This window comes from Martinezella rhizogenes, from assembly GCF_000799715.1.
In the GTDB taxonomy this organism is placed as follows: Bacteria; Pseudomonadota; Alphaproteobacteria; order Rhizobiales; family Rhizobiaceae; genus Rhizobium; species Rhizobium rhizogenes_C.
In genome coordinates this window covers 24,941-49,479 of record NZ_JUHG01000011.1, presented here as the reverse complement: position 1 = coordinate 49,479, position 24,539 = coordinate 24,941, and the positions used below count along the sequence as shown (strand labels likewise).

The 24,539-nt window shown below is 60.6% G+C and carries 21 protein-coding genes; 13 read left to right on the top strand and 8 right to left on the bottom strand.

The annotated features are described in order from the left end of the window. The first annotated feature begins 477 nt into the window (after positions 1-477). The 4 genes from EX00_RS04200 to EX00_RS04185 all read left to right on the top strand — a co-directional run bounded on the left by EX00_RS04200 (position 478) and on the right by EX00_RS04185 (position 6,605). Positions 478-4,272: a vitamin B12-dependent ribonucleotide reductase gene (locus EX00_RS04200; RefSeq protein ID WP_047454477.1), complete on the top strand. Its 3,795-nt coding sequence runs from the start codon at positions 478-480 to the stop codon at positions 4,270-4,272. Between the two features lie 201 nt (positions 4,273-4,473). Next, on the top strand, positions 4,474-5,169 hold the full coding sequence (locus EX00_RS04195; protein ID WP_052210675.1) for an HAD hydrolase-like protein: 696 nt from the start codon (positions 4,474-4,476) through the stop codon (positions 5,167-5,169). Between the two features lie 53 nt (positions 5,170-5,222). Further along, entirely contained in the window at positions 5,223-5,807 is a 585-nt protein-coding gene (locus tag EX00_RS04190) for a flavin reductase family protein (protein ID WP_047454476.1), read from the top strand. Between the two features lie 189 nt (positions 5,808-5,996). Further along, a complete protein-coding gene (locus EX00_RS04185; RefSeq protein WP_047454473.1) occupies positions 5,997-6,605 on the top strand; it encodes a DUF2026 domain-containing protein in 609 nt (202 codons plus the stop codon). 60 nt (positions 6,606-6,665) lie between these two features. Here EX00_RS04185 and EX00_RS04180 read toward each other — a convergent pair whose 3' ends face one another. Then, positions 6,666-7,088: a MerR family transcriptional regulator gene (locus EX00_RS04180; RefSeq protein WP_047454472.1), complete on the bottom strand. Its 423-nt coding sequence runs from the start codon at positions 7,086-7,088 to the stop codon at positions 6,666-6,668. 71 nt (positions 7,089-7,159) lie between these two features. On the opposite strand from EX00_RS04180, the gene EX00_RS04175 reads away from it, so the two are divergent. Then, entirely contained in the window at positions 7,160-9,448 is a 2,289-nt protein-coding gene (locus EX00_RS04175; protein WP_047454470.1) for a heavy metal translocating P-type ATPase, read from the top strand. 68 nt (positions 9,449-9,516) lie between these two features. Here EX00_RS04175 and EX00_RS04170 read toward each other — a convergent pair whose 3' ends face one another. Beyond that, positions 9,517-10,485: a DUF1402 family protein gene (locus EX00_RS04170; protein ID WP_047454467.1), complete on the bottom strand. Its 969-nt coding sequence runs from the start codon at positions 10,483-10,485 to the stop codon at positions 9,517-9,519. A gap of 246 nt (positions 10,486-10,731) precedes the next feature. On the opposite strand from EX00_RS04170, the gene EX00_RS04165 reads away from it, so the two are divergent. Further along, positions 10,732-12,021, top strand: coding sequence for a hemolysin family protein (locus tag EX00_RS04165; RefSeq protein WP_047454463.1), 1,290 nt, complete (start codon positions 10,732-10,734; stop codon positions 12,019-12,021). Positions 12,022-12,159: 138 nt separating this feature from the next. After that, positions 12,160-13,782, top strand: a complete 1,623-nt coding sequence (locus EX00_RS04160) for an ABC-F family ATP-binding cassette domain-containing protein (protein ID WP_047454461.1) — start codon at positions 12,160-12,162, stop codon at positions 13,780-13,782. 17 nt (positions 13,783-13,799) lie between these two features. Here the strand turns inward: EX00_RS04160 and EX00_RS04155 are convergent, their stop codons facing one another. The 4 genes from EX00_RS04155 to EX00_RS04140 are packed head-to-tail and all read right to left on the bottom strand — an operon-like array spanning position 13,800 to position 18,031. Next, the gene (locus tag EX00_RS04155) at positions 13,800-14,813 is read right to left on the bottom strand and encodes an OmpA family protein (RefSeq protein WP_047454459.1); all 1,014 of its coding nucleotides are present in this window, start codon (positions 14,811-14,813) and stop codon (positions 13,800-13,802) included. After that, positions 14,807-15,787 (bottom strand): membrane protein, encoded by a 981-nt coding sequence (locus EX00_RS04150; protein WP_047454457.1) that lies wholly within the window; start codon positions 15,785-15,787, stop codon positions 14,807-14,809. Before EX00_RS04150 ends, EX00_RS04155 begins: the two co-directional genes overlap by 7 nt. After that, entirely contained in the window at positions 15,787-16,605 is an 819-nt protein-coding gene (locus tag EX00_RS04145; RefSeq protein ID WP_047454455.1) for a hypothetical protein, read from the bottom strand. Before EX00_RS04145 ends, EX00_RS04150 begins: the two co-directional genes overlap by 1 nt. Continuing rightward, positions 16,583-18,031, bottom strand: a complete 1,449-nt coding sequence (locus tag EX00_RS04140) for a hypothetical protein (protein ID WP_047454453.1) — start codon at positions 18,029-18,031, stop codon at positions 16,583-16,585. Before EX00_RS04140 ends, EX00_RS04145 begins: the two co-directional genes overlap by 23 nt. Positions 18,032-18,294: 263 nt before the next feature. On the opposite strand from EX00_RS04140, the gene EX00_RS04135 reads away from it, so the two are divergent. The 6 genes from EX00_RS04135 (at position 18,295) to EX00_RS04110 (ending at position 21,696) form a co-directional block, all read left to right on the top strand. After that, the gene (locus tag EX00_RS04135; protein ID WP_047454451.1) at positions 18,295-19,311 is read left to right on the top strand and encodes a ketopantoate reductase family protein; all 1,017 of its coding nucleotides are present in this window, start codon (positions 18,295-18,297) and stop codon (positions 19,309-19,311) included. A gap of 160 nt (positions 19,312-19,471) precedes the next feature. Beyond that, the gene (locus EX00_RS04130) at positions 19,472-19,699 is read left to right on the top strand and encodes a hypothetical protein (protein ID WP_047454449.1); all 228 of its coding nucleotides are present in this window, start codon (positions 19,472-19,474) and stop codon (positions 19,697-19,699) included. A 14-nt stretch (positions 19,700-19,713) separates the two neighbouring features. Further along, a complete protein-coding gene (dapA, locus tag EX00_RS04125) occupies positions 19,714-20,655 on the top strand; it encodes a 4-hydroxy-tetrahydrodipicolinate synthase (RefSeq protein WP_047454447.1) in 942 nt (313 codons plus the stop codon). A gap of 64 nt (positions 20,656-20,719) precedes the next feature. After that, positions 20,720-20,974 (top strand): hypothetical protein, encoded by a 255-nt coding sequence (locus tag EX00_RS04120; protein ID WP_155294018.1) that lies wholly within the window; start codon positions 20,720-20,722, stop codon positions 20,972-20,974. 31 nt (positions 20,975-21,005) lie between these two features. Beyond that, on the top strand, positions 21,006-21,275 hold the full coding sequence (locus tag EX00_RS04115; RefSeq protein WP_047454443.1) for a hypothetical protein: 270 nt from the start codon (positions 21,006-21,008) through the stop codon (positions 21,273-21,275). 97 nt (positions 21,276-21,372) lie between these two features. After that, positions 21,373-21,696: a DUF1883 domain-containing protein gene (locus EX00_RS04110; protein WP_234708972.1), complete on the top strand. Its 324-nt coding sequence runs from the start codon at positions 21,373-21,375 to the stop codon at positions 21,694-21,696. 26 nt (positions 21,697-21,722) lie between these two features. Here EX00_RS04110 and EX00_RS04105 read toward each other — a convergent pair whose 3' ends face one another. Together EX00_RS04105 and EX00_RS04100 are read right to left on the bottom strand one after the other, a co-directional pair. Continuing rightward, positions 21,723-23,039, bottom strand: a complete 1,317-nt coding sequence (locus tag EX00_RS04105) for a replication-associated recombination protein A (protein WP_047454442.1) — start codon at positions 23,037-23,039, stop codon at positions 21,723-21,725. After that, entirely contained in the window at positions 23,036-24,439 is a 1,404-nt protein-coding gene (locus tag EX00_RS04100; protein WP_047454437.1) for a DegQ family serine endoprotease, read from the bottom strand. Before EX00_RS04100 ends, EX00_RS04105 begins: the two co-directional genes overlap by 4 nt. Positions 24,440-24,539 lie beyond the last annotated feature (100 nt).

Genomic DNA, 24,539 nt, shown 5'->3' with positions numbered 1-24,539 from the left:
GCTTGAATCTTCTGATCTCCCAGCGTTTCCCCAGTTTCCACAGGTAAGCCCACAAGATATTGTGGTTAAAAATCTGTCGCAAACCACCCCTTGACGGAATCGGGTCTTTCAAACTTAATAAGAAACGTTGCGGCGGCGACTGGGCCAGGCGGAATAACGAGGGGCTGGTCCTCAACTCGAAATCGGATTTGGATTCAGGGCGATGCACCATCATTGGTCGCGCCGTGGGGCTTTTTGTGCCGATGTCGATGCTGCCAAAAAAAGACGTGCGGGGACTGGCGGCAATAAGCTGTTAATACTATATTTAGTGTTTGCAGCCACCATCACCACAAGATACAGGAAAGTCATCTCCGAATGACACCTCCTGTCAGACAGCGGAATGAGCAATGGCTGCGCGTTGAAGTCGCGAGGCCAGACGAGAACTTTTGCGCCCTGTTTACGAGGCAGGCGTGCTCCAACGAATGAGGTTATGGGACCATGCGCATCGAACGTCGCTTTACGAAGGCAGGCCAGTCACCCTACGCGGACATCGAATTCCGCAAGGCCACCAGCGAGATCAAGAATCCCGATGGCTCGATCGTTTTCCGCCTCGAAAACATCGACGTGCCGGCGCAGTTCTCGCAGGTCGCCGCCGACATTCTGGCGCAGAAGTATTTCCGCAAGGCCGGCGTCCCGACCAAGCTGAAGAAGGTCGAGGAAAACGATGTTCCTTCCTTCCTGTGGCGCTCCGTTCCCGATGAAGCTGCCCTGAAGGATCTGCCGAAGGAAAGCCAGACCGGTTCCGAGATCGATGCACGCCAGGTCTTCGACCGTCTGGCCGGCACCTGGACCTATTGGGGCTGGAAGGGCGGCTATTTCTCGTCCGAGGAAGACGCCTCCGCGTTCCAGGATGAGCTTGCCTATATGCTCGCCACCCAGCGCGTCGCCCCGAACTCGCCGCAGTGGTTCAACACCGGCATGCACTGGGCCTACGGCATCGATGGCCCCGGCCAGGGCCACTATTATGTCGATCCCTTCACCGGCAAGCTCACCAAGTCCAAATCGGCCTATGAGCATCCGCAGCCGCATGCCTGCTTCATCCAGTCGGTCGAGGACGATCTCGTCAACGAAGGCGGCATCATGGACCTCTGGGTTCGTGAAGCGCGCCTCTTCAAGTATGGCTCCGGCACCGGCTCGAACTTCTCGCTGCTGCGTGGCGAAGGCGAAAAGCTGTCCGGCGGCGGCCGTTCCTCCGGCCTGATGAGCTTTCTTAAGATCGGTGACCGCGCTGCCGGCGCCATCAAGTCGGGCGGCACCACGCGCCGCGCCGCCAAGATGGTCGTCGTCGACATTGACCATCCCGATATCGAGGAATACATCAACTGGAAGGTCAAGGAAGAGCAGAAGGTTGCCGCCCTTGTCACCGGTTCGAAGGTTGTCGCCAAGCATCTGAAGGCGATCATGAAGGCCACGCTCAATTGCGAAGGCGACAATGACGATTGCTTCGACCCGGCCAAGAACCCTGCCCTGAAGCGCGAAATCCGCGCGGCCAAGAAGGACCAGGTTCCGGAAAATTACGTCCAGCGCGTCATCCAGTTTGCTCGCCAGGGCTACAAGGACCTCGAGTTCAAGACCTACGACACCGACTGGGATTCGGAAGCCTATCTGACCGTTTCCGGCCAGAACTCGAACAACTCCGTCTCGATCAAGGACGAGTTCCTGCGCGCTGTCGAGAACGATGCCGACTGGCATCTGACCGCCCGCAAGGACGGCAAGATCATGAAGACCCTGAAGGCACGCGACCTCTGGGAATCGATCTCCTACGCCGCCTGGGCATCGGCCGATCCGGGCCTGCACTTCAACACGACGATGAACGACTGGCACACCAGCCCGGCGGCCGGCCCGATCCGCGCATCCAATCCGTGCTCGGAGTACATGTTCCTCGACGACACCGCCTGCAACCTTGCTTCGTTGAACCTGATGACCTTCAAGGACGCGGCCAGCAAGCGCATCAACATCGCCGACTATGAGCATGCCGTCCGCCTCTGGACCGTCGTTCTCGAAGTCTCGGTGATGATGGCGCAGTTCCCGTCGCGCCGCATTGCCGAACTCTCCTATGAATATCGCACGCTCGGCCTCGGCTACGCCAATATCGGCGGTCTGCTGATGTCCTCCGGCATTCCCTACGACTCGGACGAGGCCCGCGCCATCGCCGGCTCGCTGACCGCGATCATGACCGGCATCTCCTATGCGACCTCGGCCGAAATGGCCTCCGAACTCGGGACGTTCCCGATGTTCAAGCCGAACCGCGAGAACATGCTGCGCGTCATTCGCAACCATCGCCGCGCCGCCTATGGCGAAACCTCGGGCTATGAAGGCCTGGCGGTCAACCCGGTGGCGCTGATCCACTCCGAAAATCCGGACCAGGATCTCGTTGCCCATGCCAAGGCTGCCTGGGACAAGGCGCTGGCACTCGGCGAGAAGCATGGCTACCGCAATGCCCAGGCAACTGTCATCGCGCCGACCGGCACGATCGGCCTCGTCATGGATTGCGACACCACCGGCATCGAACCGGACTTTGCCCTGGTCAAATTCAAGAAGCTCGCCGGCGGCGGCTACTTCAAGATCATCAACCGCGCCGTTCCAGAAGCGCTGCGGACGCTTGGCTATAGCGAAAGCCAGCTTGCCGAGATCGAAGCCTACGCTGTCGGCCACGGCAACCTGAACCAGGCGCCGGCCATCAACCCTTCGACGCTGAAGACCAAGGGCTTCACCGATGAGAAGGTGGCAGCCGTCAATGCCGCGCTGAAGAGCGCCTTCGACATCAAGTTCGTCTTCAACCAGTGGACCCTCGGCGCCGACTTCCTGAAGGGCACGCTGAAGGTTTCCGACGAGCAGATGGCAGACATCAGCTTCAACCTGCTCGACCACCTCGGCTTCTCCAAGAAAGACATCGAGGCCGCCAACATCCATGTTTGCGGTGCGATGACGCTGGAAGGCGCGCCGTTCCTGAAGAACGAACACCTCGCCGTCTTCGATTGCGCCAATCCCTGCGGCAAGATCGGCAAGCGTTATCTCTCGGTCGAAAGCCATATCCGCATGATGGCGGCTGCCCAGCCCTTCATCTCGGGTGCGATTTCCAAGACGATCAACATGGCCAACGAAGCAACCGTCGAGGATTGCAAGAACGCCTACATGCTCTCCTGGAAGCTCGGCCTGAAGGCGAACGCGCTCTATCGCGACGGCTCCAAGCTCAGCCAGCCGCTCAACTCCTCGCTGATCGAAGACGAGGACGACGAGGATGCACTGGAGGAATTCCTGCAGGCTCCGGCTGCCGCCCAGGCCGTCACCATCACCGAGAAGATCGTCGAGCGCATCATCGAGAAGGTCGTCCGCAGCCAGGAAAAGCTTCCGGGTCGCCGCAAGGGTTACACCCAGAAGGCCAAGATCGGCGGACACACCATCTTCCTGCGCACCGGCGAATATGACGACGGCCGCCTCGGCGAAATCTTCCTTGACATGAACAAGGAAGGCTCGGCCCTGCGCGCCTTTATCAACAACTTCGCCATCTCCGTATCACTCGGCCTGCAATATGGCGTGCCGCTCGAGGAATATGTCGATGCCTTCACCTTCACCAAGTTCGAGCCGGCCGGCATCGTCACCGGCAACGACGCGATCAAGAACGCCACGTCGATCCTCGATTACGTGTTCCGTGAACTGGCTATCTCCTATCTCAGCCGCCACGACCTTGCCCATGTCGACACCTCCGACTTCAACAATACGGCGCTCGGACGCGGCGTATCGGAAGGCAAGGCCGATGTCGTCTCCAAGGGCTTGACCCGCGGCTACAAGCCGACACTGGTGCCGACTTCGGGCGAACGCCCGGCAGCCGAGATCAAGGGTTCGGCCACGGCGGCTCCCGCCCGCGCCTCCTCGGTCTCGACGATCTCCGCTTTCTCCGGCAATGCCGTGCGCAAGCTGGAACCGACGAGCGCCATCTCCACCTCCGAAGTCGTCGCCTTCAAGCGCGACTATGAGGAACGCGCCAAGGAACTGGCCGAAGAGATCGCCGAGGAAGTGGCGGAAGAAACCGGCCTCTTCACCGACAAGGCGGCGGACGACGCGGCAACGGCAAAATCCGACGCCAAGAAGCTGGAATCCGAACGCCGCGCCCGCTCCATCATGCAGGGCTATACCGGCAACATGTGCACCGAATGCCAGAACTTCACGATGGTCCGGAATGGAACTTGCGAGAAGTGCGACACATGCGGCAGCACGAGCGGGTGCAGCTGATCAAAGGTGCGCGGGCTTGTTTGGGCTTGTCACAAAGTGATTGTGCCTAAGTTTCCGCGCATTCTGTTCTGTTAGAAATATCAGAGAGCGGCCGAAAGGCCGCTCTCATTCGTTGGAGCGAACCTTTTGCCGCAATCATTGCGAGGCCATAGGTTGCTGTTCGCTTCCCTTGACGCGTTCGCCTGATATCCGCGTTTATAAATGGCTCTGTTTTCGACCATCGATAGAGAAAGTGAGATCCCCGTGCCCTACACCGCTTCCAACCTCCTCCTCGATCTCGATGGAACATTGGTCGATTCCCAACCAGGTATCCTTTCAAGCTGCCGCGCGGCATTGCGTGCTCTTGGCCATGAAACGGACCCGGAGATGGATATCCGCTCGATCATTGGCCCGCCGATCGAAGACGTGATGCGGTACCTTCTCAGCTCATTCGGCGATGATCGTGTCGCTCAAGCAGTCGACGCCTACCGAGCTGACTATGGAACTCGCGGTCTGTTGCTGAGCGAGCTTTACCCCGGCATCAGGGAAACACTCGTCGAGCTGCATTCTCAAGGCACCCGCCTCCTTCTGGCGACTTCCAAACGGCAAACATTCGCACGGCGCATTCTCGACAATCACGGACTATCGGACCTTTTCCAAGGCATATATGGCTCGGTACCCGAAGCCGGCCTGGACCATAAGCCTGAACTGCTGGCGCATATTCTGCAGGATACTGGACTGGCCGCCCAGAACTGCCTGATGGTCGGCGATAGAAAATTTGACATCGTCGGAGCCCACGCGAACCAGATGCGTGCCGTCGGTGTTCTTTGGGGCTATGGTGACCGTGAAGAACTCGAGCTTGCCGGCGCGGATCTTATTCTAGCTGCACCAGAGGAATTGAGATCATTATCGAGGTAAGACGCGCGCCAGGAAGCTACGGGCAGTTATGACTTCACCTATCTGGACCTCCGATGAACGAACACATGCATTCCGTTGAGCTCAGGAAGGCCTTTCGTCTGATCAACCACGGTCCGACCGTGCTCTTGTCCGCACGACATGGCGGCATCGACAACGTCATGGCCGTGGCTTGGTGTTGCGGTCTTGATGTCGATCCACCGAAGCTCACCCTGGTCGTCGACAAAGTTGCGCAGACGCGCCTCCTCATCGAGGCGAGCGGGATTTTCGTCGTGCAAGTTCCGACGGTCGCCCAACTTGCGCAGACACGGGAGGTCGGAACCCGGACGTTACACGAGGAGCCAGACAAGCTTCAGACATCAGATGTCTCGATCTTCGAAATGCCAGGACAGGATCTGCCGTTCGTCGAAGGCTGCTCGGCCTGGCTTGTCTGCAGACTGATCAGCGAGCCGCATATTCAGGACACCTACGACCTCTTCATTGCCGAAGTTATCGCTGCGTGGGCGGACAACCGCGTGTTCCGGGACGGGCATTGGCATTTCGAAACGGCGGGGCCGGAATGGCGCAGCCTTCATCACGTAGCGGGTGGACACTTCTATGCCATTGGGGAGGCGCTTTCGACGGCGGCCGAAACGGCCTGAAATCGTGTGCCCTTATATTCGATAGCTAATTGCGCTCAACTCCTGCCGTCCAAGACTGTCCGTAACAACACAAGATCGAATGTGACCCTGGGCGAAGGATAGAGGCCATATCTGTCACATCTGACATTTACATGGCCGCTGCCATCACTTACGGGAAGGCCCTTATTGTGGGTTTAAGGGCAAACGATCATGCTGATCAAGCAAAGCGACTACCATCGGATTTACCGGGTCATCAACAGCCTGCTGATCAACGAAAACGCCAACCCAGCCACGGCTTCGATGTATTTCAGCACGTTCGGAGCCTTCATTCTCGACCATCATTTCAAGATCAAGGCAAAGCCGAAAGGCGGTCTCGCCGCCTACAATCTTGACGGAAAACACATCCTTTTCGCCGACCAGCGCGACGATGGCTATGTCTCCGGCGCTGGCGAAAATTTCCACTGCTGGGTCGAAGCAGACGGTTGGGCAATCGACTTCATGGCCCCTGCATTCTCGGACAGTGCGCCAGGCCTGCTTATCCATTCGAAGATGTTTCAGCGCCCGCTTTCATCCATGGCTCCGTCTATCAACGATCTCGGGCAGTCAGGTGATTTCTTCTATCATTCCGAGCCTGAGGCGACGGCCGAGCGTTTCGCGGATTGGCGCAAACATCCGATGATCGGAGACCTCGCCACCGTTGCCACGAACTGGTTTCGGACGTCTCCCAAGAAAATGCAAGCGTCTATCACCGTTCGGAACCAGGATGGGAAGACCAACCTCGTGCCGCTCGTCGGCAATTCCCTGGTTGGCGCGTGGTGATGTTCGAAAGCGCGTTCAAGCCGAAATAGCAGTCTAAATACTGTAGGACACGCCGCCACATCAATGCTGCGGATGCATGCACTCCCCGTGATCCGCGAGCACCTCGATCACCCGGCATTGGTCGACGCGGCCGTGGCCGCAGCCTTTTACCATTATTTCCAGTTCGGCTTTCAGCGCCGTCAGGCTGCGGATGCGCTGTTCCACTTCGATCAACCGGGCCTTGGCGATGGCGTCGGCCGAGGCGCAGGATTGATGGGGGTCGTCCTGTAGCGTCAGCAGCGTGCGGATCGCCTCGATCTCGAAGCCGAGTTCGCGAGCGTGGCGGATGAAGGCGAGCCGGTGCAGATGCGACTGCTCATAGGAGCGCTGATTGCCCTCGCTCCGCTCCGGCTCGGCCAGGAGACCAATGCTCTCGTAATAGCGGATGGTCGGCACTTTCACGCCGCTCTGCCGGGCGGCTTCGCCGATCGTGATCTTTTTCATGATTTTCCTCTTGCACCTCTAGTCACTAGAGGATGTAGGAAGAATGCCACGGTTTGACAAGGAAGCGGATCATGGCAGCAGCGACGCAGACACGATACAGAGTTGGCGGGATGGATTGCGCGTCTTGCGCGGCCAAGATCGATACGGCTGTCAGGCGTATGCCTGGCGTCGAGGATGTCTCGGTTTCGGTGACCGCCGGCACGATGACCGTGCGCCACGACGAGACGAGCAACCTTGTCGCCATCGAAAAGAAGGTGGCCGGCCTCGGCTATTCCGTCGCGCCGCTTGCCGGCAAGGCAGCACCCTCACCCGCTGAACATCAGCATGACGATCATAGCCCCCAATGCCAGGGCGATCATGACCATTCCCATGATCACAGCGGCCACGATCATTCGACACATGACCACGCCAGCCATGATCATCATGCCGATCACAAGCACGCCGAGAAGGAAATCGAGGGGCTACATGGCCACGATCACGCACCGACAAACGGGCCATGGTGGGCGAGCAAGAAGGGCCGGCTGACGATACTATCAGGCGGCGCGCTGGTTGCCGCCTATGCCATCGGCCATCTGGTCCCCTCGATTGCGCCCTATGCTTTCATCATCGCCATGCTGGTTGGCCTCGTGCCGATCGCGCGCCGTGCCGTGATGGCGGCTCTGGCCGGCACGCCCTTTTCCATCGAAATGCTGATGACCATTGCGGCAGTCGGCGCGGTCATCATCAATGCCGGCGAAGAAGCGGCGACGGTCGTCTTTCTCTTCCTCGTCGGTGAGCTGCTGGAAGGCGTTGCCGCCGGCCGGGCGCGCGCCAGCATCCAGTCGTTGACGACGCTGGTGCCGAAAACCGCGCTGATTGAGGAGAATGGGCAGACTCGCGAGGTCCAGGCCGATAGCCTCAAGGTCGGCACTGTCATCCTGATACGCCCCGGTGACCGTATCGCTGCCGACGGTGTCATCGTTGAAGGCGAAAGTGCTATCGACGAAGCGCCCGTGACCGGCGAAAGCACGCCAGTGCGCAAGGGTGTGGACGCCAAAGTCTTCGCGGGCACGATCAATACCGACGCCGTGCTGCGCGTCAAAGTCACCGCTGCCGCCGCCGACAACACGATTGCCCGTGTCGTCAAACTGGTCGAGGAGGCGCAGGAATCCAAGGCGCCGACCGAGCGTTTCATCGACCGTTTCTCGCGCTATTATACGCCAGGCGTCGTCGCCGTCGCGGCGCTGGTCGCGGTGACGCCGCCGCTGGCGGCCGGGGCGAGCTGGATGGAATGGGTCTACAAGGGCCTCGCCATCCTGCTGATCGGCTGCCCCTGCGCGCTCGTTATCTCGACGCCGGCGGCTATTGCGGCCGCCCTGTCGGCGGGCGCCCGCAGTGGCCTTCTGCTGAAGGGTGGCGCCGTTCTGGAGACCATGGGCAAGGTGACGACGGTCGCTTTCGACAAGACCGGCACATTGACCGAGGGCAAGCCCAAGGTGACCGACATCGCCGGTTTTAGCCATACCGAGGCACAGGTGCTGTCGCGGGCCGCCGCGCTGGAAAACGGCTCGAGCCATCCGCTTGCGCTTGCGATCCTCGAACGGGCAAAGGCCGACGGGGTCCCCGTCCCGCCTGCCGCCGAAGCCAAGGCCCTGCCCGGCAAGGGCGTCAGTGGTCGGGTTGGTGGCGAGGCCATATTGCTGCTCTCGCCGCAGGCGGCGCGGGAGATCGAAGCATTTTCAGTCGAGCAAGAAGCCCAGATCCTAGCCATGAACGACGACGGCAAAAGCGTCTCCGTGCTGGTCGTGGAAAGCCGGATCGCCGGCCTGATTGCCATGCGCGACGAGCCGCGCGCCGATGCGCGCGCCGGGATCGAGGCACTGAAAGCGGCCGGGATCGGCGCTGTCATGCTGACCGGCGACAATGCACGGACCGCTGCGGCCATCGCCAAGGGTCTCGGTATCGAACCGCACGCCCAGCTCCTGCCGGAAGACAAACAGCGCATCGTGCGGGAATTGCAGGCGCAAAAGCAGATCGTCGCAAAGGTCGGAGACGGCATCAACGATGCGCCGGCGCTGGCAGCGGCCGATGTCGGCATTGCCATGGGTGGCGGCACCGACGTGGCGCTGGAGACGGCCGATGCCGCAGCGCTTCATGGCCGCGTGACCGATGTCGCCAACATGGTGGTGCTGTCGCGCACGACAATGAACAATATCCACCAGAACATCACCATGGCACTCGGCCTGAAGGCGGTGTTCCTGGTGACCACGGTCGTCGGCATCACCGGCCTCTGGCCGGCGATCCTCGCCGATACCGGCGCCACCGTGCTCGTCACCGCCAATGCGATGCGGCTTCTCGGATGGAAAGGCGCGAGATCGTAAGGGTAGCCCCTCATGCCTGTAACGGCAAAGGCGGGTTGGCATTCGCTGCCTCACCCGCCTTTGGCCATTCATGATCCGGCCAACAGGCCCTGAAGCTCCGTCAGCTTGTCATTGACCAGCCAGCCGTAATAATTCTCCTCCGGCAGCTTGCGGCCGCCCGGTTTGTCCGCATCCTGCCGCAATGCCAAAGCCCGGCGACGCGGCTGGCCGACATTGTAGAGCGTTGCGGTCAGGCCGGGATTGTCGGAGATATCGAAGCCCTGATCGCGGTATGCCTCCATGGCATCCCTGATGATCGCGGCAATGTAGAGAACGCTACGCGCCGGATCCATGATATCGCGATAGATTGCCTGCGGATCGTCCGGCGATAATTTGGGCAGTCCGCTGGTGGCGTGGACCCGATCCGTGACCTCCAGCGCGGTCAGCGGGCTGATCTGGCCCAGGCCAAAAGTCTGTCCGGCATAGAAGGGCTGAAAGAACGCTCGCTGGAAGGTCGTGTTCTCATAGGAAACGCCGTCGACGGTCTTGCCACGAAAATTCTGATCCCACGCCTCGTCGCGGCATTCCCAAAGCTCGGTGCTATCGGCGAAATTATCGCAACGCGCAAATTCCGGCCTCTTCACGAAGGACTGCACGGACACGCCCTTATAGCTGAAAGTGAAGTCAGCCTTCGAATAGGCGAGCGCCTTGACATAGTAGGACTGAACCCTGTCGACGATCGTGATGTTATAGGTGTGCTCGCCAACAAGGGCGCCGATGATATGGATCGGATCGATCTGGTAGGTCTCAGCCGCGTTCTTGATCTGCTGCATCAGGCTTTTGTCCTGGCGAAGCACCGTGAGGATCTTCTCGTATTTCTCCTCGTAGGTCGTGGAGAAGGCCTTGGCGCGCAGCGCCGATGTGCTGGGGATTGCGGGCTGCCCGGAATTGCGGTTGCCGGGAGGCACGCGCACCATATCCCGGGCGGCGCAAGTGGCGGTAATGGCGAGAAAAACAATGAGGCAGGTCGCTGAAATCTTCGATAGGCTTGTTGGCATTCGATAATCGCTTTCGTGGAAGGCCCCGACTGCAGGGCTACCTTCATATTCGATCAAGCTCCTGAAACAAGGCTGAGCTCTTTTCCGGAAAGACGGATCACAACAAGTTTTGTGGGTGCTGTGTTTTATCGCGCAAACATCCGGGCTTTCGGCCTTCCGGACCAATCTTGTGGCATCCCTCCACTGGCGCGTCGGGACATTGACGCATATCTTCACCAGCATCCTCATCAATTAGAAGAGCCGGTTTTGTTTCTCGAAATTTCAATCGTCGTCCTGCTGACCATCCTCAACGGTGTCCTGGCAATGTCGGAGCTCGCCGTGGTCTCCTCCCGACCAGCCCGCCTCAAGGTCCTTGCGGATCAGGGCAGCAGAGGCGCCCGCCTGGCGATCCGGTTGGCGGAGCATCCAGGCCGCTTTCTGTCGACGGTCCAGATCGGCATCACGCTGGTCGGCGTCCTCTCCGGCGCGTTCTCAGGCGCGACACTCGGCGCCCGCTTCACCAACTGGCTCCTCGCTCAGGGCATGTCCCAGACGCTGGCCGACGCCCTCGGCGTGGGAACGGTCGTCGTGGCAATCACCTATCTCTCCTTGATCGTCGGCGAACTCGTGCCGAAGCAGATCGCGCTTCGAGCACCCGAGACGGTTGCAAGCAAGGTCGCGCCGGCCATGACCATTCTGTCGAAACTCTCCTTGCCGCTGGTGTGGGTTCTCGATGCGTCCGGCCGCCTGGTGCTCAGCCTTCTCGGGCAATCCGGAAAGGGTAGCGACGGCGTCACCGACGAGGAAATCAAGACCATTCTGGCAGAGGCGCAGAGCGCCGGTGTGATCGAGAGGGAAGAGTCCGCGATGATTTCGGGCGTCATGCGTCTTGCGGACCGCACCGCCCGGGCGCTGATGACGCCGAGGCGCGAGGTCGAGCTGATCGACGTCGACGACAGCGCGGAAGAGATACGCGTCCAGCTCCATCGCACCAGCCGTTCGCAGCTTCCGGTGCGCAGGGGAAGTTCCGACGAGGTTCTGGGTGTTCTGTTCGTCAAGGATTACTACGACGCGATGTCCACCGACGGCCGCGCCGATATCAGGGCGCTGACGCGTGAAGTTCCCGTCGTGTCAGACCTTGCTACCGCCAACACCGTCATCCAGATGATCCGGACGTCGCCCACCGACATGGTTCTCGTCTTTGACGAATATGGACACTTCGAAGGCGTCGTCACCTCCGGCGATATCCTGGAAGCGATCATGGGCGTGTTCCAGACGGAACATGGCGAAGAGCCGGCGATCGTTCGCCGCGATGACGGCTCCTATCTCGTCTCCGGCTGGATGCCGATCGACGAATTCTCTGAGTTCATGAACATCCCGCTGGATGAGGATGCCGAATACCAGACCGTTGCGGGTCTGGTTCTGGAGGAGCTGAAACACCTTCCGGAACTCGGGGAGAGCTTCAGCAGGAACGGCTGGCGCTTCGAGGTCATCGATCTCGACGGCCGGCGGATCGACAAGCTTCTGCTCTCGCCCGACAAGACCGAGGCTGCATAGCAGCAGCCCGACCGATTGTGCTCTTCCCGTATCGGTGGCGATTTTCGACTGATCATAGAGCTGAAAACCTGGGACAGACCGAGAGACACATGGCATAAGGGCGCCAAAATCTCTCTCTTCGGGCCTCGCGTAGACAATATGATCCGTATCGAAAATATCAGTAAGCAGAACAGCCACCGCATCCTCTTCATCGAGGCGTCCGCAGCGCTCAACAGGGGCGAGAGCGTCGGGCTCGTCGGTCCCAATGGGGCCGGCAAGACGACGCTGTTCCGGATGATCACCGGACAGGAGCTCCCCGACGAAGGCCAGGTGTCCGCAGACAAGGGCGTCACCATCGGCTACTTCAACCAGGATGTCGGCGAGATGGAAGGCCGCAGCGCCGTCTCGGAGGTGATGGAGGGCGCAGGTCCGGTCAGCATCGTCGCCGCTGAACTGCGCGATCTCGAGGCCGCCATGATCGATCCCGATCAGGCCGACAACATGGACCAGATCATCGAGCGCTACGGCGAAGTGCAGGCGCGCTACGAGGAGCTGGACGGCTATGCGCTTGAGGGGCGCGCTCGCGAAGTCCTGGCGGGCTTGAGCTTCACCGAGGAGATGATGGATGGCGACGTCGGCGGACTGTCGGGCGGCTGGAAGATGCGCGTGGCGCTCGCCCGCATTTTGCTCATGCGCCCCGATGTCATGCTGCTCGACGAGCCGAGCAACCATCTGGATCTCGAAAGCCTCATCTGGCTCGAGGAATTCCTGAAAGGTTATGAGGGCGCGCTGCTGATGACCTCGCACGACCGCGAGTTCATGAACCGCATCGTCACCAAGATCATCGAAATCGACGCTGGCTCGCTGACGAGCTATTCGGGCGACTACGAGTTCTACGAACAGCAGCGGGCACAGAACGAGAAGCAGCAGCAGGCGCAATTCGAGCGTCAGCAGGCAATGCTTGCCAAGGAAATCAAATTCATCGAGCGTTTCAAGGCGCGCGCCTCGCATGCTTCGCAGGTGCAGAGCCGCGTCAAGAAGCTGGAAAAGATCGACCGGGTGGAGCCGCCCAAGCGCCGCCAGACGGTCGCTTTCGAATTCCAGCCAGCACCACGCTCCGGCGAAGACGTGGTCAACCTGAAGAACGTCCACAAGAAATACGGCAGCCGGGTCATCTATGAAGGGCTGGACTTCATGGTGCGGCGCAAGGAGCGCTGGTGCATCATGGGCATCAACGGCGCCGGCAAATCCACCCTGCTGAAGCTGGTTGCCGGCTCGACTCAGCCGGACGAAGGCAGCGTTGCCTTGGGCGCTAGCGTCAAGATGGGCTATTTCGCCCAGCACGCCATGGATCTTCTCGACGGTGAACGCACCGTGTTCCAGCAGCTCGAACATGATTTCCCGCAGGCGGGCCAGGGATCACTACGCGCACTCGCGGGATGCTTTGGGTTTTCCGGCGACGATGTCGAGAAGAGATGCCGGGTTTTGTCGGGCGGCGAGAAGGCGCGTCTGGTGATGGCGATCATGCTCTTCAATCCGCCCAACCTCCTCGTGCTTGACGAACCCACGAACCATCTGGACCTCGACACCAAGGAAATGCTCATCAAGGCGCTGTCGCAATACGAAGGCACCATGCTGTTCGTCTCGCATGACCGGCATTTCCTCGCAGAACTCTCCAACCGCGTGCTTGAGCTGACGCCCGAGGGCGTTCACCAATACGGTGGCGGCTATACGGAATATGTGGCACGCACCGGCCATGAGGCGCCCGGCCTGCATAGCTAGGTCAAGGGGAAAACCGTTCAGTGCAGGTTGACGGGCAGCGCTGCAGTGCCATCTATCACGGCGACCGGCGTCGTCCTGCCGCGCACACGGATCTCGATGCGGCGGCGGGTTTCCACCGCACCCGCCTGCCCCGCCGAGATCGTATCGCCCGGCAGGATCAGCTGGGCGGCTGACATCGGCAGTATCGTGGCATTCTTCAGCTTGGGATTGGCCTTCAGCACATTGGCGACGGCGATGGCACGCGCCAGCCCCAGCCCGGCATTGTCGGCCGGCGCGACGGCCGATATTGGCAACCTGCCATCCATGGCGCCGATCAGCGTATCGTCGAGATTGGAGGTTCTTCGTGCTACCGGCTGTTCGTCCGTATGGCCGATCACCTCGACAATGTTGGCTCCATAGGCGCTCAGATTGCCGGCAATCTCATTGACAACCGTGGTGTCGAGCAACTGCACGAAGGTCTTGGTCAATTCAGTGCTGCCCGACTGGAAATAGTTCGTCCTGACGTCCTCGAGATTGATGATCGGCGGCCACTCGTGGGGGGCCGTCCCGCCAAGCCCTCCCGCCAGGAGCTTGTTCACCTCGTCGGGCGCTTTTGCAAGATCGACACCATGCTGCTTTAACACCTCGCCAACCTTGGCAAGTTCGCGCAGATCCTCTGATGTCGTTCCCTCCGCGTTGAGACTGTCCAGTGTCTCGCGCGCCAGGACCAGCTCGCGCCATTCCTTTTCCAGCTTCGCCTGATCCGCCGGCGAAAGGTCACCCGACTTAAGCTGCTTTTGCAGTTGCACGATGAGCCAACTTTGTTCGGATCGCTTCTGCTCCAGAAGAACAAGCTGCTGCTCCGCCTCCTTCAATTTGCGCTCTGCCTCATGGCGTTGGCTCCGCTCCTGCGAAATCATTGCCGCCGCGACCAGCAGCAGGCAGAAGACCAGCAGCAGCATGGATTCGGCCATGGTCAAGCCGAGGATGAGGCCGCGATTATAGCCCTTATGTTCCAGCTTCGGCTTGGCGTCCGTGGCGCGTATCACCATAGATGCCACCGACGTTTGCGCCCCACCGTCCCGGAGAGCGCCTCCTTATGCGCGGACACAGCCTCGGCACCGGATATTTTCTCCGGCTGCTGATCGACCAATTTGAGCTCCGGCGATAATGGCCGTCCCGGCAGATCGGCGATCCGGCTCAGCGTCCGCTCGATATTCCGCAGCGGCTGTAATTGTGCCTCGGCCAGGTCCTTGATGGCGGCGATGGCCGGCGCAAGCTCGGCCCGGACCACGTCTTCCGGCGCGCGGATATCCTCGAGCTTTTTGCCGACGGTTTCGACGGCGGTGCCGAATTTGCCGATGATCTCGGATAGTTGAGAGGTCGTTTCAGTGAGCTGCGCCGCCGCCTCATTGATCGGCTTGACCGCCTGTTTCGCCAGGACCTCGAGGATCTTCTGGATCTCCTCGCCGTTGCGCTCGGCCTGGCGCCCGATCTCCTCGAACCCCTCCGACAACATTTGCTGGCTGACGCGCCGATAGTGGGAGAATTCGCGCGAGGAAGCATCAAGTTCCGTACGCACACGCCGCGTCATCTCGGCCAGTTCATGGCGCGTACTGCGCTCGATGTCGATCGGATCGCGCCGCATCTGGTTGAAGAAAATGCGCAGTGTCACGCCAGCGATGGTCGAGGTGACGGCGATGCCGAAATTGCGCACGATCGTCTCGATCGAGGTCTCGCCGGCGAAAAGATAGAGCGAGACACCCAGGCTCGACAGGGTGAACAGGAAGCCCATGTAGTAGAGATTGTCGCCCGTCTGCTCGTTCTGGAGGCGGAACCCGGCGAAGGCCAGCGAAGCGACGAAATAGATCGCCATCAGCAACAGCGGCACGCCGGTGACAACCGGCAGCGGCCAGTCCAAAAGCTTCGATGTCCAGATGAAGATCATGCCGCCGACGGTGGTGGAGGCAAAGAGGACCATCGGCCCGTAGTCGCGCATGGCGAACCTTGCCTCAGCCTCGGCCATCAGCGTATCCCTTCCAATCGAACGAAGCCGTCGAAATAGCCATTGTTGTTCTTGATCCACTGCGCCCAGAAATTCGCAAGATCCTCCATGCTGAACTTCGTATTCGGCCTTTGAAAGGCAAGGATCCTGATCATGACACCATCCAGTGATGTCCGGTACTTGTCGCGCGCGGGGCTCGCCTGAAATTTCGGATAAGAAGCGCCATCGCGATAGTTCGAGAAGGCGTCGGTGTGCTCCAGCATGTCGGACGCGATGTAGAGGTGCTTCGGCGTACCCGGGGTAGCGCTCGCGAAGACCTCCAGGTTGATCTTCTGGATCGCGGCCATGATCGGCGATAGCTTGCCCGCCTCGCCGACGCTCAGCTTGCCAGCGATATCGGCAAGCGGCTTCTGGAAGCCTTTCTCCCAACGGGCCTGCGCCAGCCGCGGATTGCTGGTCCATTCATCGACGTTGGCGCCGCTTCCGGGATTGCAGCCGTGGAAGGTCTGGATAAGCTCGCCCTCCTTCGCTGTCAGCGCGTAGATGTCGATTGCGCCGCCGACGGGCACGTCGGCGACGATCTTCTGGAACTGGTTGCGCAGGTCGAGCGCCGTCGTATCCGAAATCGGATCGGTGACGTCGAGCAGGATTGCCGTTTCCGATTTCGGTCCGTCCACCGGGCAAAGCGATGCCTGATCGACCGCAACATTGGCATTCGCCTTGTAGCGCAGCCAGCCATAAGCGCCGACGATGCCGAGCGACAGGACGGCAAGGCATACCGTTGCGATGATCAGACCCGCCGAGCCGCCGCTCCGGCTACGCCGCTTGCGTCGCGCCAATGGTGCTCTCCGGGAAAAGATTGTCGAGCTTGTGATACTTCTCGATGGCGCTCTCGAATTCGTCGCCGATCCGCTTGATCTGCTCACTCAATTCGGCCTGCGCGCTCTGGATGCGTTCGCCAAGCAATTTGTCGTCCCACTCCTCGTTGCTATGCAGCACCGGCACCAGCCGCTCAAGCTGATAGCGGGAGGCGAAATAGGCCGGCTCCGGCTCCGTGCGCGCGCCTCTATTGGCCTCGCGATAAATGGTCAGGAGCGTGTTGGCGGTGCGCTCGAGATGGTTCTGATGTTCGGCGAAGAGGCCAGCCGTCCGGGCACGGTGGGCGATGATGGCGGCGGTCTCCTGCCGACGCATGCTGAGATCGCGGATGATCGCCTCGATCTTGCTATTATGTTCGTCGCGGATATCCCGGAGATCGTCGATCAGATCGAGCTTGCGGTCGATATAGCTGCTTCTCGCCGCGTCGAGGCGCTTCTGCACCCCGGCAAAGCCCGGATAGGGATCGGTCAGGTAACAGCCATCGATGAAGGCAACGAGCGAGAACATCAGGCCGACGGCAAACAGCATCCAGGAATTCAGCTCCTGCAGGCCGAGCGGCGCCGTCTTCAGCCGTTGCATCACCTCCACGCCGGCACCGGAAAGAATGGTTGCCGACACCTCACGATAATGCGCCAGCGCGATATTGATCGCCAATGCCACGGCAACATAGGCGACCAGTCCAAGCAACCCGAGCAGCTTCAGAAGAATCGACCGGTGCACAAGGAAGCGGACGCAGAAGAAGGAAAACATCAGCGCCGCGCCGATGTTCAGGAAGGCGAATGCCGCCGCTTCCGTCACGCCGCCGACGACACCCTGCTCGCTTCCCTTGGCAAGGAAGCTGCCGTTCATCACCATCTCGATCAGGATGAGAAAGACGATCAGCGCCACCTTGAAGCCCCAGGCGGCTCTGCTGGAAATCTTCGCGGCGCGCTGCAACTTGTGCCTCGACTTGAAGTCCACCAATTCATCCTCGGCGGTCTTCAGACTGCGGCGCAGGCCATGCAATTCATCAACGCCGCTCGCAACCTCCGCCTTGAAATCCGAAATGCTCGACGCATTTGCCTGGCGGATCAGCCCGAACTGCCCTTCGAAATCGAGATTGCGCAGGCGGCTGTCGAAGGTCTGGAATTGGTCCTCAAGGACCTGATGGGAGCTTTTCTTCTCCGCTTCGACCCAGCCGACGACATGCTGCTCGGTCTCGTCGAGGGATTGCGCGTTCGGCCCCGGCCGGTTGAGCCCGCCAGCGGCCACACCCTTCTCTTTCAGGCTGAGCGTCGTGCTCAGCTTCTCTATATCGACGACGGGAAACACATCGGTCGAGGCCCGAAAATCATGGCTGGTCTCCCGAACGGTCTCCCAAAGGCGGTTTAAGGCTTCAAAACGCAATGATCTTCCCCGACGAAACCGTCAACTTTAGAAGGACTAGTGATAGACCGATATCGCACCGGTTGTCCCTGGTCCAGAGCAGTACCGGCGAAGTTAAAACGGGATTGTGGTAAAGAATAGCCCGAAAGGGCAATGCCGCGCCGGAAGCTCCTGCGGCGGGCGGCAAAGGCCCCGATTTTTGTCACAGGCCTCAATAAACCGCTCGCCAAATCATCAAGATCGCCTAATTTGCTCCAATCGCGACTGATCCGGAGATCAAGGCCATGACATCCTCCCCCCTCAAGAATATCTGTATTTACGGCGCCGGAGCGCTCGGCGGCGCAATTGCGGCAAAACTGGCTTTGGGGCTTGGAGAACAGGCACGCATTTCCGTCATCGCACGCGGCGCGCATCTGGATGGCATTCGCAAGCAGGGCATCCGTCTCTGGGAAGCCGAGGCAGACAAGCCGCTCGTGGCTCAGGTAACGGCGACCGCCGATGCGGCAGAACTGCCGCCACAGGATCTGGTTATAACGGGGCTAAAGGGCCACCAGCTCGGCGCGGCGGTGCCCGGCATTGCCAAGCTGCTGCATGCCGGCACGCGCGTCATGATGATCCTGAACGGCATACCCTGGTGGTATTTTCATCGGGACCAGCAAAGCGGCCATGCAGAGCGCCAGATGGAGGAACTCGACCCGAACGGCGATCTCTGGCGCGTGATCGGCCCTCGACGCATCATTGGCTGCGTTGCCTATCAGGGCGCGGAGGTCATCAATCCCGGCGAAATCGAGCTCAGCAACAACGGCCATTTCATTCTTGGTGAACCGTCCGGCGAGACCTCGGGCGACATCGAAGCGATCGCGGCCCTGCTGAAGCAGGCGGGCGTCAACATCTCGATCTCACCGCGCATCCGCGACGAGATCTGGAGCAAGCTGATGGGCAACGCCGCCTTCAATCCGATCAGCGCGCTGACACGGGCGCGGATGTCGGACATCATGGCGGACCCTGCTTTGTCGGCCATGGTCGGCCAGGTGATGAACGAGGTGAAGTCGGTCGCTGAAGCCCTGGGTTCACGCCTGGCGATCTCCATCGAGGAGCGCCTGGAGCGCTCCCGTCACATCGGCCCGGTGCGCACCTCCATGCTGCAGGATCTGCTGGCCGGCAAGGCGCTGGAAATCACACCACTGGTCGGCACCGTCGTTTCGCTCGGCAAGCTGACGGGCGTGCCAACGCCAACCTCGGCGACGATCCTGGCGTTGGTGACGCAATTGGACCAGGAGAATTTGCGGGCGGCGGAGTAGCCGTCACCCGTCCTAGAACCACGAGACTGGCCCACGACATCAGCCTCACCTCCAAAGCATCCGCGTCTTTATATCCCACTTATTTTTTCGCCTCTTGCCGCGAATGGATTTCCTATGCCGACCGGCGTTAGCATCCGGGTCGAATGCAGAGGTAGACGCCATGCTTGACACACATTCACCCAACCTGACCGAGTCCGTCCGCTTTCTTGTCCACGACAGCGACAAGCGACACCATCGCGTTGCCGCTTCCGCCCCTGCCGGCAAGGTCCAGCCGAAACGCCGGCTCCGCAACCGGCAGGTCCGCGAGAAGCGCACCTTCTATGCGATGTTCGCCTTCGGGCTGCTGCTTGGCGCCCTCGAGCTCTTCATCGTGCTGCACTATCTCTAAGCGGCCACTGGATCATGACGAAAACGGTCTTGCAAAGGCGCATTGGCGGCGCGATCACCGCGCTCGTCACACCATTTCGCGATGGCGCGCTCGATAGCGTCGGTTTGATGGCCCACGTAGAATGGCAATTGCTCAGCGGCATCGACGGGCTGCTCGCCTGTTCGCTGACCGGCGAAGGACCGGTGCTTGACGAAGCCGAGCGGGCGCGGATCATCGAGATCTGCGTCGAGCTGGCGGAGGGGCGAGTTCCGGTCATCGTTGCCACGGGCACCAACGATACGGCAACGACCATCGAGGAGACGCAGCAGGCTGAAAAGCTTGGCGCCGATGCCGCCTTTGTCACCCTTCCCTATTATTCCAAGCCCACCCAGAAGGGCATCGTCCATCACTTCGAGCGGGTAGCCGAGAGTACCGACCTGCCGTTGATCATCCATAACCTTCCTTCCCATACCGCCGTCGACCTGACGCCAATGACGGTCGCGCGACTGGCAGAAATCCCCACCGTCATCGGCGTTGCCGACGGCAGCGGCGACGTCACGCGCATCGGTGCCTGGCGGCCGTTGCTGCCGGAATGGATCGGGCTCTATTCGACACATGATGCGACGGCGCTTGCCTTCACCATTGCCGGTGGACGCGGATCGTTTTCCAGCGCCGCCAATATCGTACCGCGTCTCTACCACTCCATGCAGATGTCAGCTGGATGTGACCATCTGGCGGCGGCGCGGCTGATCGAGGGCCGGCTGCGGCTGTTGTTCACCGCACTCTTGCGCGAAAGTGACCCGGCGACAGTGAAACACGCACTGGCCTTGATGAAGGATATGAACCCCGATGTGCGCTTGCCGTTGACCGGCGTCGAGGCGGAAACGGATGCAGCAATCCAGACGGCCATCGCTTCTCTTCGACTGGATTGCGATCACCGCGCTCCCGCGCCGCTGACTTTCCGCCTGGGATTATAAAAGTGCTCTATCCCTATGAGATTTTTATATTTTAGCCTTTCCTGTCAAATGGAAATCCTACCGCATGACACATAGATTTGAGTACGTGGCGCTCGCGTCGGTCAAGATCGACAACAGCGCCGGTGACGCTTGGAAAGGAATTATGATGTCACGCTACATAGAATACGGCGCTGCCGCCGACCCGCTCCAACCCTCGCGGATACGCCCGGCCCGTTCGCATGCGCTGCAAGACGGCCTTCTCGCCATCGCGCCGCGGCTTGCCCTCGTCGTTCTCGCCGCCGGCGTCGTCCAGGTGCTGATGCACTGGGCCGTCAACTGAGCCTACCGAAGCGAATTTACGAGAGAAAATCATGGCAAACGCACAACATATCCAGCGCCGCACGGCTCATATGGCCGTTTCCCCGGCACCCGCTCGCTTCACCGTCGGTCGCGACCGGCGCGGCACCTGGATCGTCCAGGACCGGCAGGGTCTCGTCGGTGGCCTGTTCGCCAACGAAGCGGCAGCGCTGCATTTCGCGGCGGAAGAATGCAATCATAATCCAGCCGATATCTGCCGCGCCCCCGAAGGCTCGATTCTCGATCTCAACGGCCTCGTCATACCGTTCCCCAACCTGCATTAAGACGTCGCAATTCCCGATAGTCTTCGACCATCTCGCGCACCCGGCCAACGCTTCCTTAACCCACGCTTGGGTAAAATAGCGGCCGGGTGCAATCAGAGTGAAAGCGCAATGTCGAAGCCTGTTCCGTTACAGCCACTACGATCTCAAGGAGCAGCGTGCCGGAACCGTGATCGAGATCACGCTGTCGGCCATCGCCAATGTCCGGCTGATGAGCAGCTCCAATTTCCAGCGCTTTACGGAAACCCTAAAACATCAATTCATCGGTGGTGTTGCCAAGAAATCGCCGATCCAGCTGACGATACCGGAGACTGGCCATTGGCATCTGGTGGTCGACATGGAAGGCCATAACGGCCTGGCAGAGTCGAGCGTCAAGATGATCGACAAGACGCCTGCGCCACGCATGCAGAAGACCGGAGCGTAGACCGTCACCAACAGGTGATATCTAGCCTACCGCTCGCCGCGCTCCTTGCGCAGCTTTGCCCACCAGTCCAGCCGTTTGCGGATTTCGCGCTCGAAGCCGCGCTCAGGCGGATCGTAAAAGGTCTGGCGCCCCATCTTTTCCGGAAAGTAGTTCTGGCCTGAAAAGGCATCCGGCTCGTCGTGATCGTAGCGATAGCCGTCGCCGTAACCTTCCGTGCGCATCAGCTTCGTCGGCGCATTGAGGATCTGCTTGGGCGGCAACAGCGAGCCGTTTTCCTTGGCCGCTTGCGTCGCAGCCTTGAAGGCGGTGTAGAGGGCGTTCGACTTCGGGGCGGTGGCGAGATAGACGCAGGCCTGCGCCAGCGCCAACTCCCCCTCGGGCGAGCCAAGATAATCATAGGCATCCTTGGCGGCGTTGCAGATCACCAGCGCCTGCGGATCGGCAAGCCCGATATCCTCCACTGCCATCCGCACCAGCCGCCGCCCGAGATAGAGCGGGTCCTCGCCGGCATCGAACATGCGGGCGAGATAGTAGAGCGCCGCATCGGGATCGGAACCGCGCACGGATTTATGCAGCGCCGAAATCAGATTGTAATGGCCGTCCTGTGCCTTGTCATAGACCGGCGCGCGGCGCTGCACGATCTTTACCAGCGCGTCCGGATCGAAAAGCTCGTCCTTGCGGGCGGCGCGCCAGACTTCCTCGGCCAGCGTCAGTACCGAGCGGCCGTCGCCATCCGCCATGCGGATCAGGCTGGCGCGAGCATCCTCGGTCAGCGGCAGCGGCTTGCCTTCGGTCTTCTCGGCACGGCTCAGCAGCTCCGCCAGGCTTTCCTCGTCATGCGAGCGAAACGTCAGGACGCGGGCGCGGGACAAAAGAGCGGCGTTGAGTTCGAACGACGGGTTCTCGGTCGTGGCCCCCACGAGAATGACGGTGCCGTCCTCCATCACGGGCAGGAAGCTGTCCTGCTGGGCGCGGTTGAAGCGATGAATCTCGTCGACGAACAGCAGCGTCTGCCGGCCATCCATGCGGCGCAGGCGCGCGGTTTCGAACATTTTCTTGAGGTCCGCGACACCGGAGAAGATTGCCGAGATCTGCTCGAAGGCCAGGCCCGCCTCGCCCGACAGCAGCCGCGCCACCGTCGTCTTGCCGGTGCCGGGCGGCCCCCAGAAGATCATCGAGCCCAGCGAGCCGGACTCGATCATCCGCCGCAGTGCGCCATCTTCACCGGTCAGGTGTGCCTGACCGGTGACATCAGCCAAGGTTTGCGGCCGCAGACGATCGGCGAGAGGCCGCTTGCTGGCGACCCCTTCCGGTATCTTCGGTGCAAACAAGTCATCACTCATCGGAAAAACTGCCGTATGCGCTGGCCATCACGTTCGATCTCGACGCGCCAGAAGCTTGGATTGCCGCCAACGGTCTGCTGTAGCATGTCGGTCGTGGCGATGGCGACGCCATTGACCGAAATAATGATATCCTTCGGCGCGAAACCAACGCGATCGGCCGGTGAATTCGCCTTCAGGCCCTCGACGACAACACCGACTGTATCCGGCGGCAGGTGCAGTTCATCGGCAACCCGCGGCGAAAGATTGGCAACCGTCACGCCGGCGAAGGGATTGTTGCCCTCGATCAGCTTTTCGTCGCGCGGCGTGCTTTCGGGTGCCGCCGCCAGCGTCATGCTCGCCTCATGCTCCTTGCCACCATCGAGCACCGTCAATGTCACTGTAGCGCCAAGGCCCGCCGTCGTCAGGCGATAGCCCAATGCATCCGGATGTTCGACGGGGATATTGTTGAGGGCAGTGACGACCTCGCCCGGTTTCAGACCGGCCTTCGCCGCCGGCCCACCGTCAATCACCTTGGTCACCAACGCACCGCGCACCTTGTCGAGGCCGAGCGCTTCGGCAACGTCCGAGGTCACCGGTTCGAAGGAGGCGCCGATATAGGGTCGATCGAAGGTCTTGTCGCCACGATCCGCGGCAGCAAGGAAAACCTTGACCAGATTGGCGGGGATGGCAAAACCGATGCCGTTGGAACCACCGCCCTGCGAGAAGATCGCCGTGTTAAGGCCGATGAGCTCGCCGCTCATATTCGCGAGCGCGCCGCCGGAATTGCCGGGATTGATCGAGGCGTCGGTCTGGATAAAGAAGCCGACCTCGTTCTTCACCTGGTTGCGGGCCAGCGCCGAGACGATACCGCTCGTCACCGTCTGGCCGACACCGAAGGGATTGCCGATCGCCAGCACAAGATCGCCGACTTCGACACCATCGGAATTGCCCAGCGGCAGGATCGGGAAAGTCTCGTTCTTCGACTGGATCTTCAACACCGCGAGATCGACCCGGTCATCCTTCAGGATGACCTTGCACGGGAATTCGCGGCCGTCCGACAGGGCGATCTTGATATCATCGGCGCCATCGACGACGTGGTTATTGGTGATGACGGTGCCGTTCGCCTCGACGATAACGCCGGAACCCAGAGAAGATTGCTTCTCCGTACGATTCGGCATGCGCTGGCCGAAGAACTGCTCGAAGAAGGGATCGCCGGCAAAGGGCGATTGCCGCTGCACCACCCGCTCGGCATAGACGTTGACCACCGCGCCGGCCGTCTGCTTGACCAGCGGCGCGAACGACAGCTGCATTTGCATCTGGCTTTCCGGCACCGACTTCGCAGTCTGCGCCGCGGCGGAAAGCGGCATCGCCATGATGAGGGCAATCATCGAAACGGCGGTGCGCTTCAGCAGGACCTGCATGGAATTTTCCTTTTTAAATGCTCTTGAAACAACGTTGTAGCGCCCGACGCTAGAAAGAAAAGAGGGCGGAAGCATGAAGCATAGATGGTCGTGCGCGTGT

Excerpts from the sequence above, each read along its gene's own strand:
- EX00_RS04200 (WP_047454477.1), top strand. The coding sequence starts at position 478 with ATGCGCATCGAACGTCGCTTTACGAAGGCAGGCCAGTCACCCTACGCG.
- EX00_RS04195 (WP_052210675.1), top strand. The coding sequence starts at position 4,474 with ATGGCTCTGTTTTCGACCATCGATAGAGAAAGTGAGATCCCCGTGCCC.
- EX00_RS04190 (WP_047454476.1), top strand. The coding sequence starts at position 5,223 with ATGAACGAACACATGCATTCCGTTGAGCTCAGGAAGGCCTTTCGTCTG.
- EX00_RS04185 (WP_047454473.1), top strand. The coding sequence starts at position 5,997 with ATGCTGATCAAGCAAAGCGACTACCATCGGATTTACCGGGTCATCAAC.
- EX00_RS04180 (WP_047454472.1), bottom strand. The coding sequence starts at position 7,088 with ATGAAAAAGATCACGATCGGCGAAGCCGCCCGGCAGAGCGGCGTGAAA.
- EX00_RS04175 (WP_047454470.1), top strand. The coding sequence starts at position 7,160 with ATGGCAGCAGCGACGCAGACACGATACAGAGTTGGCGGGATGGATTGC.
- EX00_RS04170 (WP_047454467.1), bottom strand. The coding sequence starts at position 10,485 with ATGCCAACAAGCCTATCGAAGATTTCAGCGACCTGCCTCATTGTTTTT.
- EX00_RS04160 (WP_047454461.1), top strand. The coding sequence starts at position 12,160 with ATGATCCGTATCGAAAATATCAGTAAGCAGAACAGCCACCGCATCCTC.
- EX00_RS04155 (WP_047454459.1), bottom strand. The coding sequence starts at position 14,813 with ATGGTGATACGCGCCACGGACGCCAAGCCGAAGCTGGAACATAAGGGC.
- EX00_RS04150 (WP_047454457.1), bottom strand. The coding sequence starts at position 15,787 with ATGGCCGAGGCTGAGGCAAGGTTCGCCATGCGCGACTACGGGCCGATG.
- EX00_RS04135 (WP_047454451.1), top strand. The coding sequence starts at position 18,295 with ATGACATCCTCCCCCCTCAAGAATATCTGTATTTACGGCGCCGGAGCG.
- EX00_RS04130 (WP_047454449.1), top strand. The coding sequence starts at position 19,472 with ATGCTTGACACACATTCACCCAACCTGACCGAGTCCGTCCGCTTTCTT.
- dapA (WP_047454447.1), top strand. The coding sequence starts at position 19,714 with ATGACGAAAACGGTCTTGCAAAGGCGCATTGGCGGCGCGATCACCGCG.
- EX00_RS04120 (WP_155294018.1), top strand. The coding sequence starts at position 20,720 with ATGACACATAGATTTGAGTACGTGGCGCTCGCGTCGGTCAAGATCGAC.
- EX00_RS04115 (WP_047454443.1), top strand. The coding sequence starts at position 21,006 with ATGGCAAACGCACAACATATCCAGCGCCGCACGGCTCATATGGCCGTT.
- EX00_RS04105 (WP_047454442.1), bottom strand. The coding sequence starts at position 23,039 with ATGAGTGATGACTTGTTTGCACCGAAGATACCGGAAGGGGTCGCCAGC.
- EX00_RS04100 (WP_047454437.1), bottom strand. The coding sequence starts at position 24,439 with ATGCAGGTCCTGCTGAAGCGCACCGCCGTTTCGATGATTGCCCTCATC.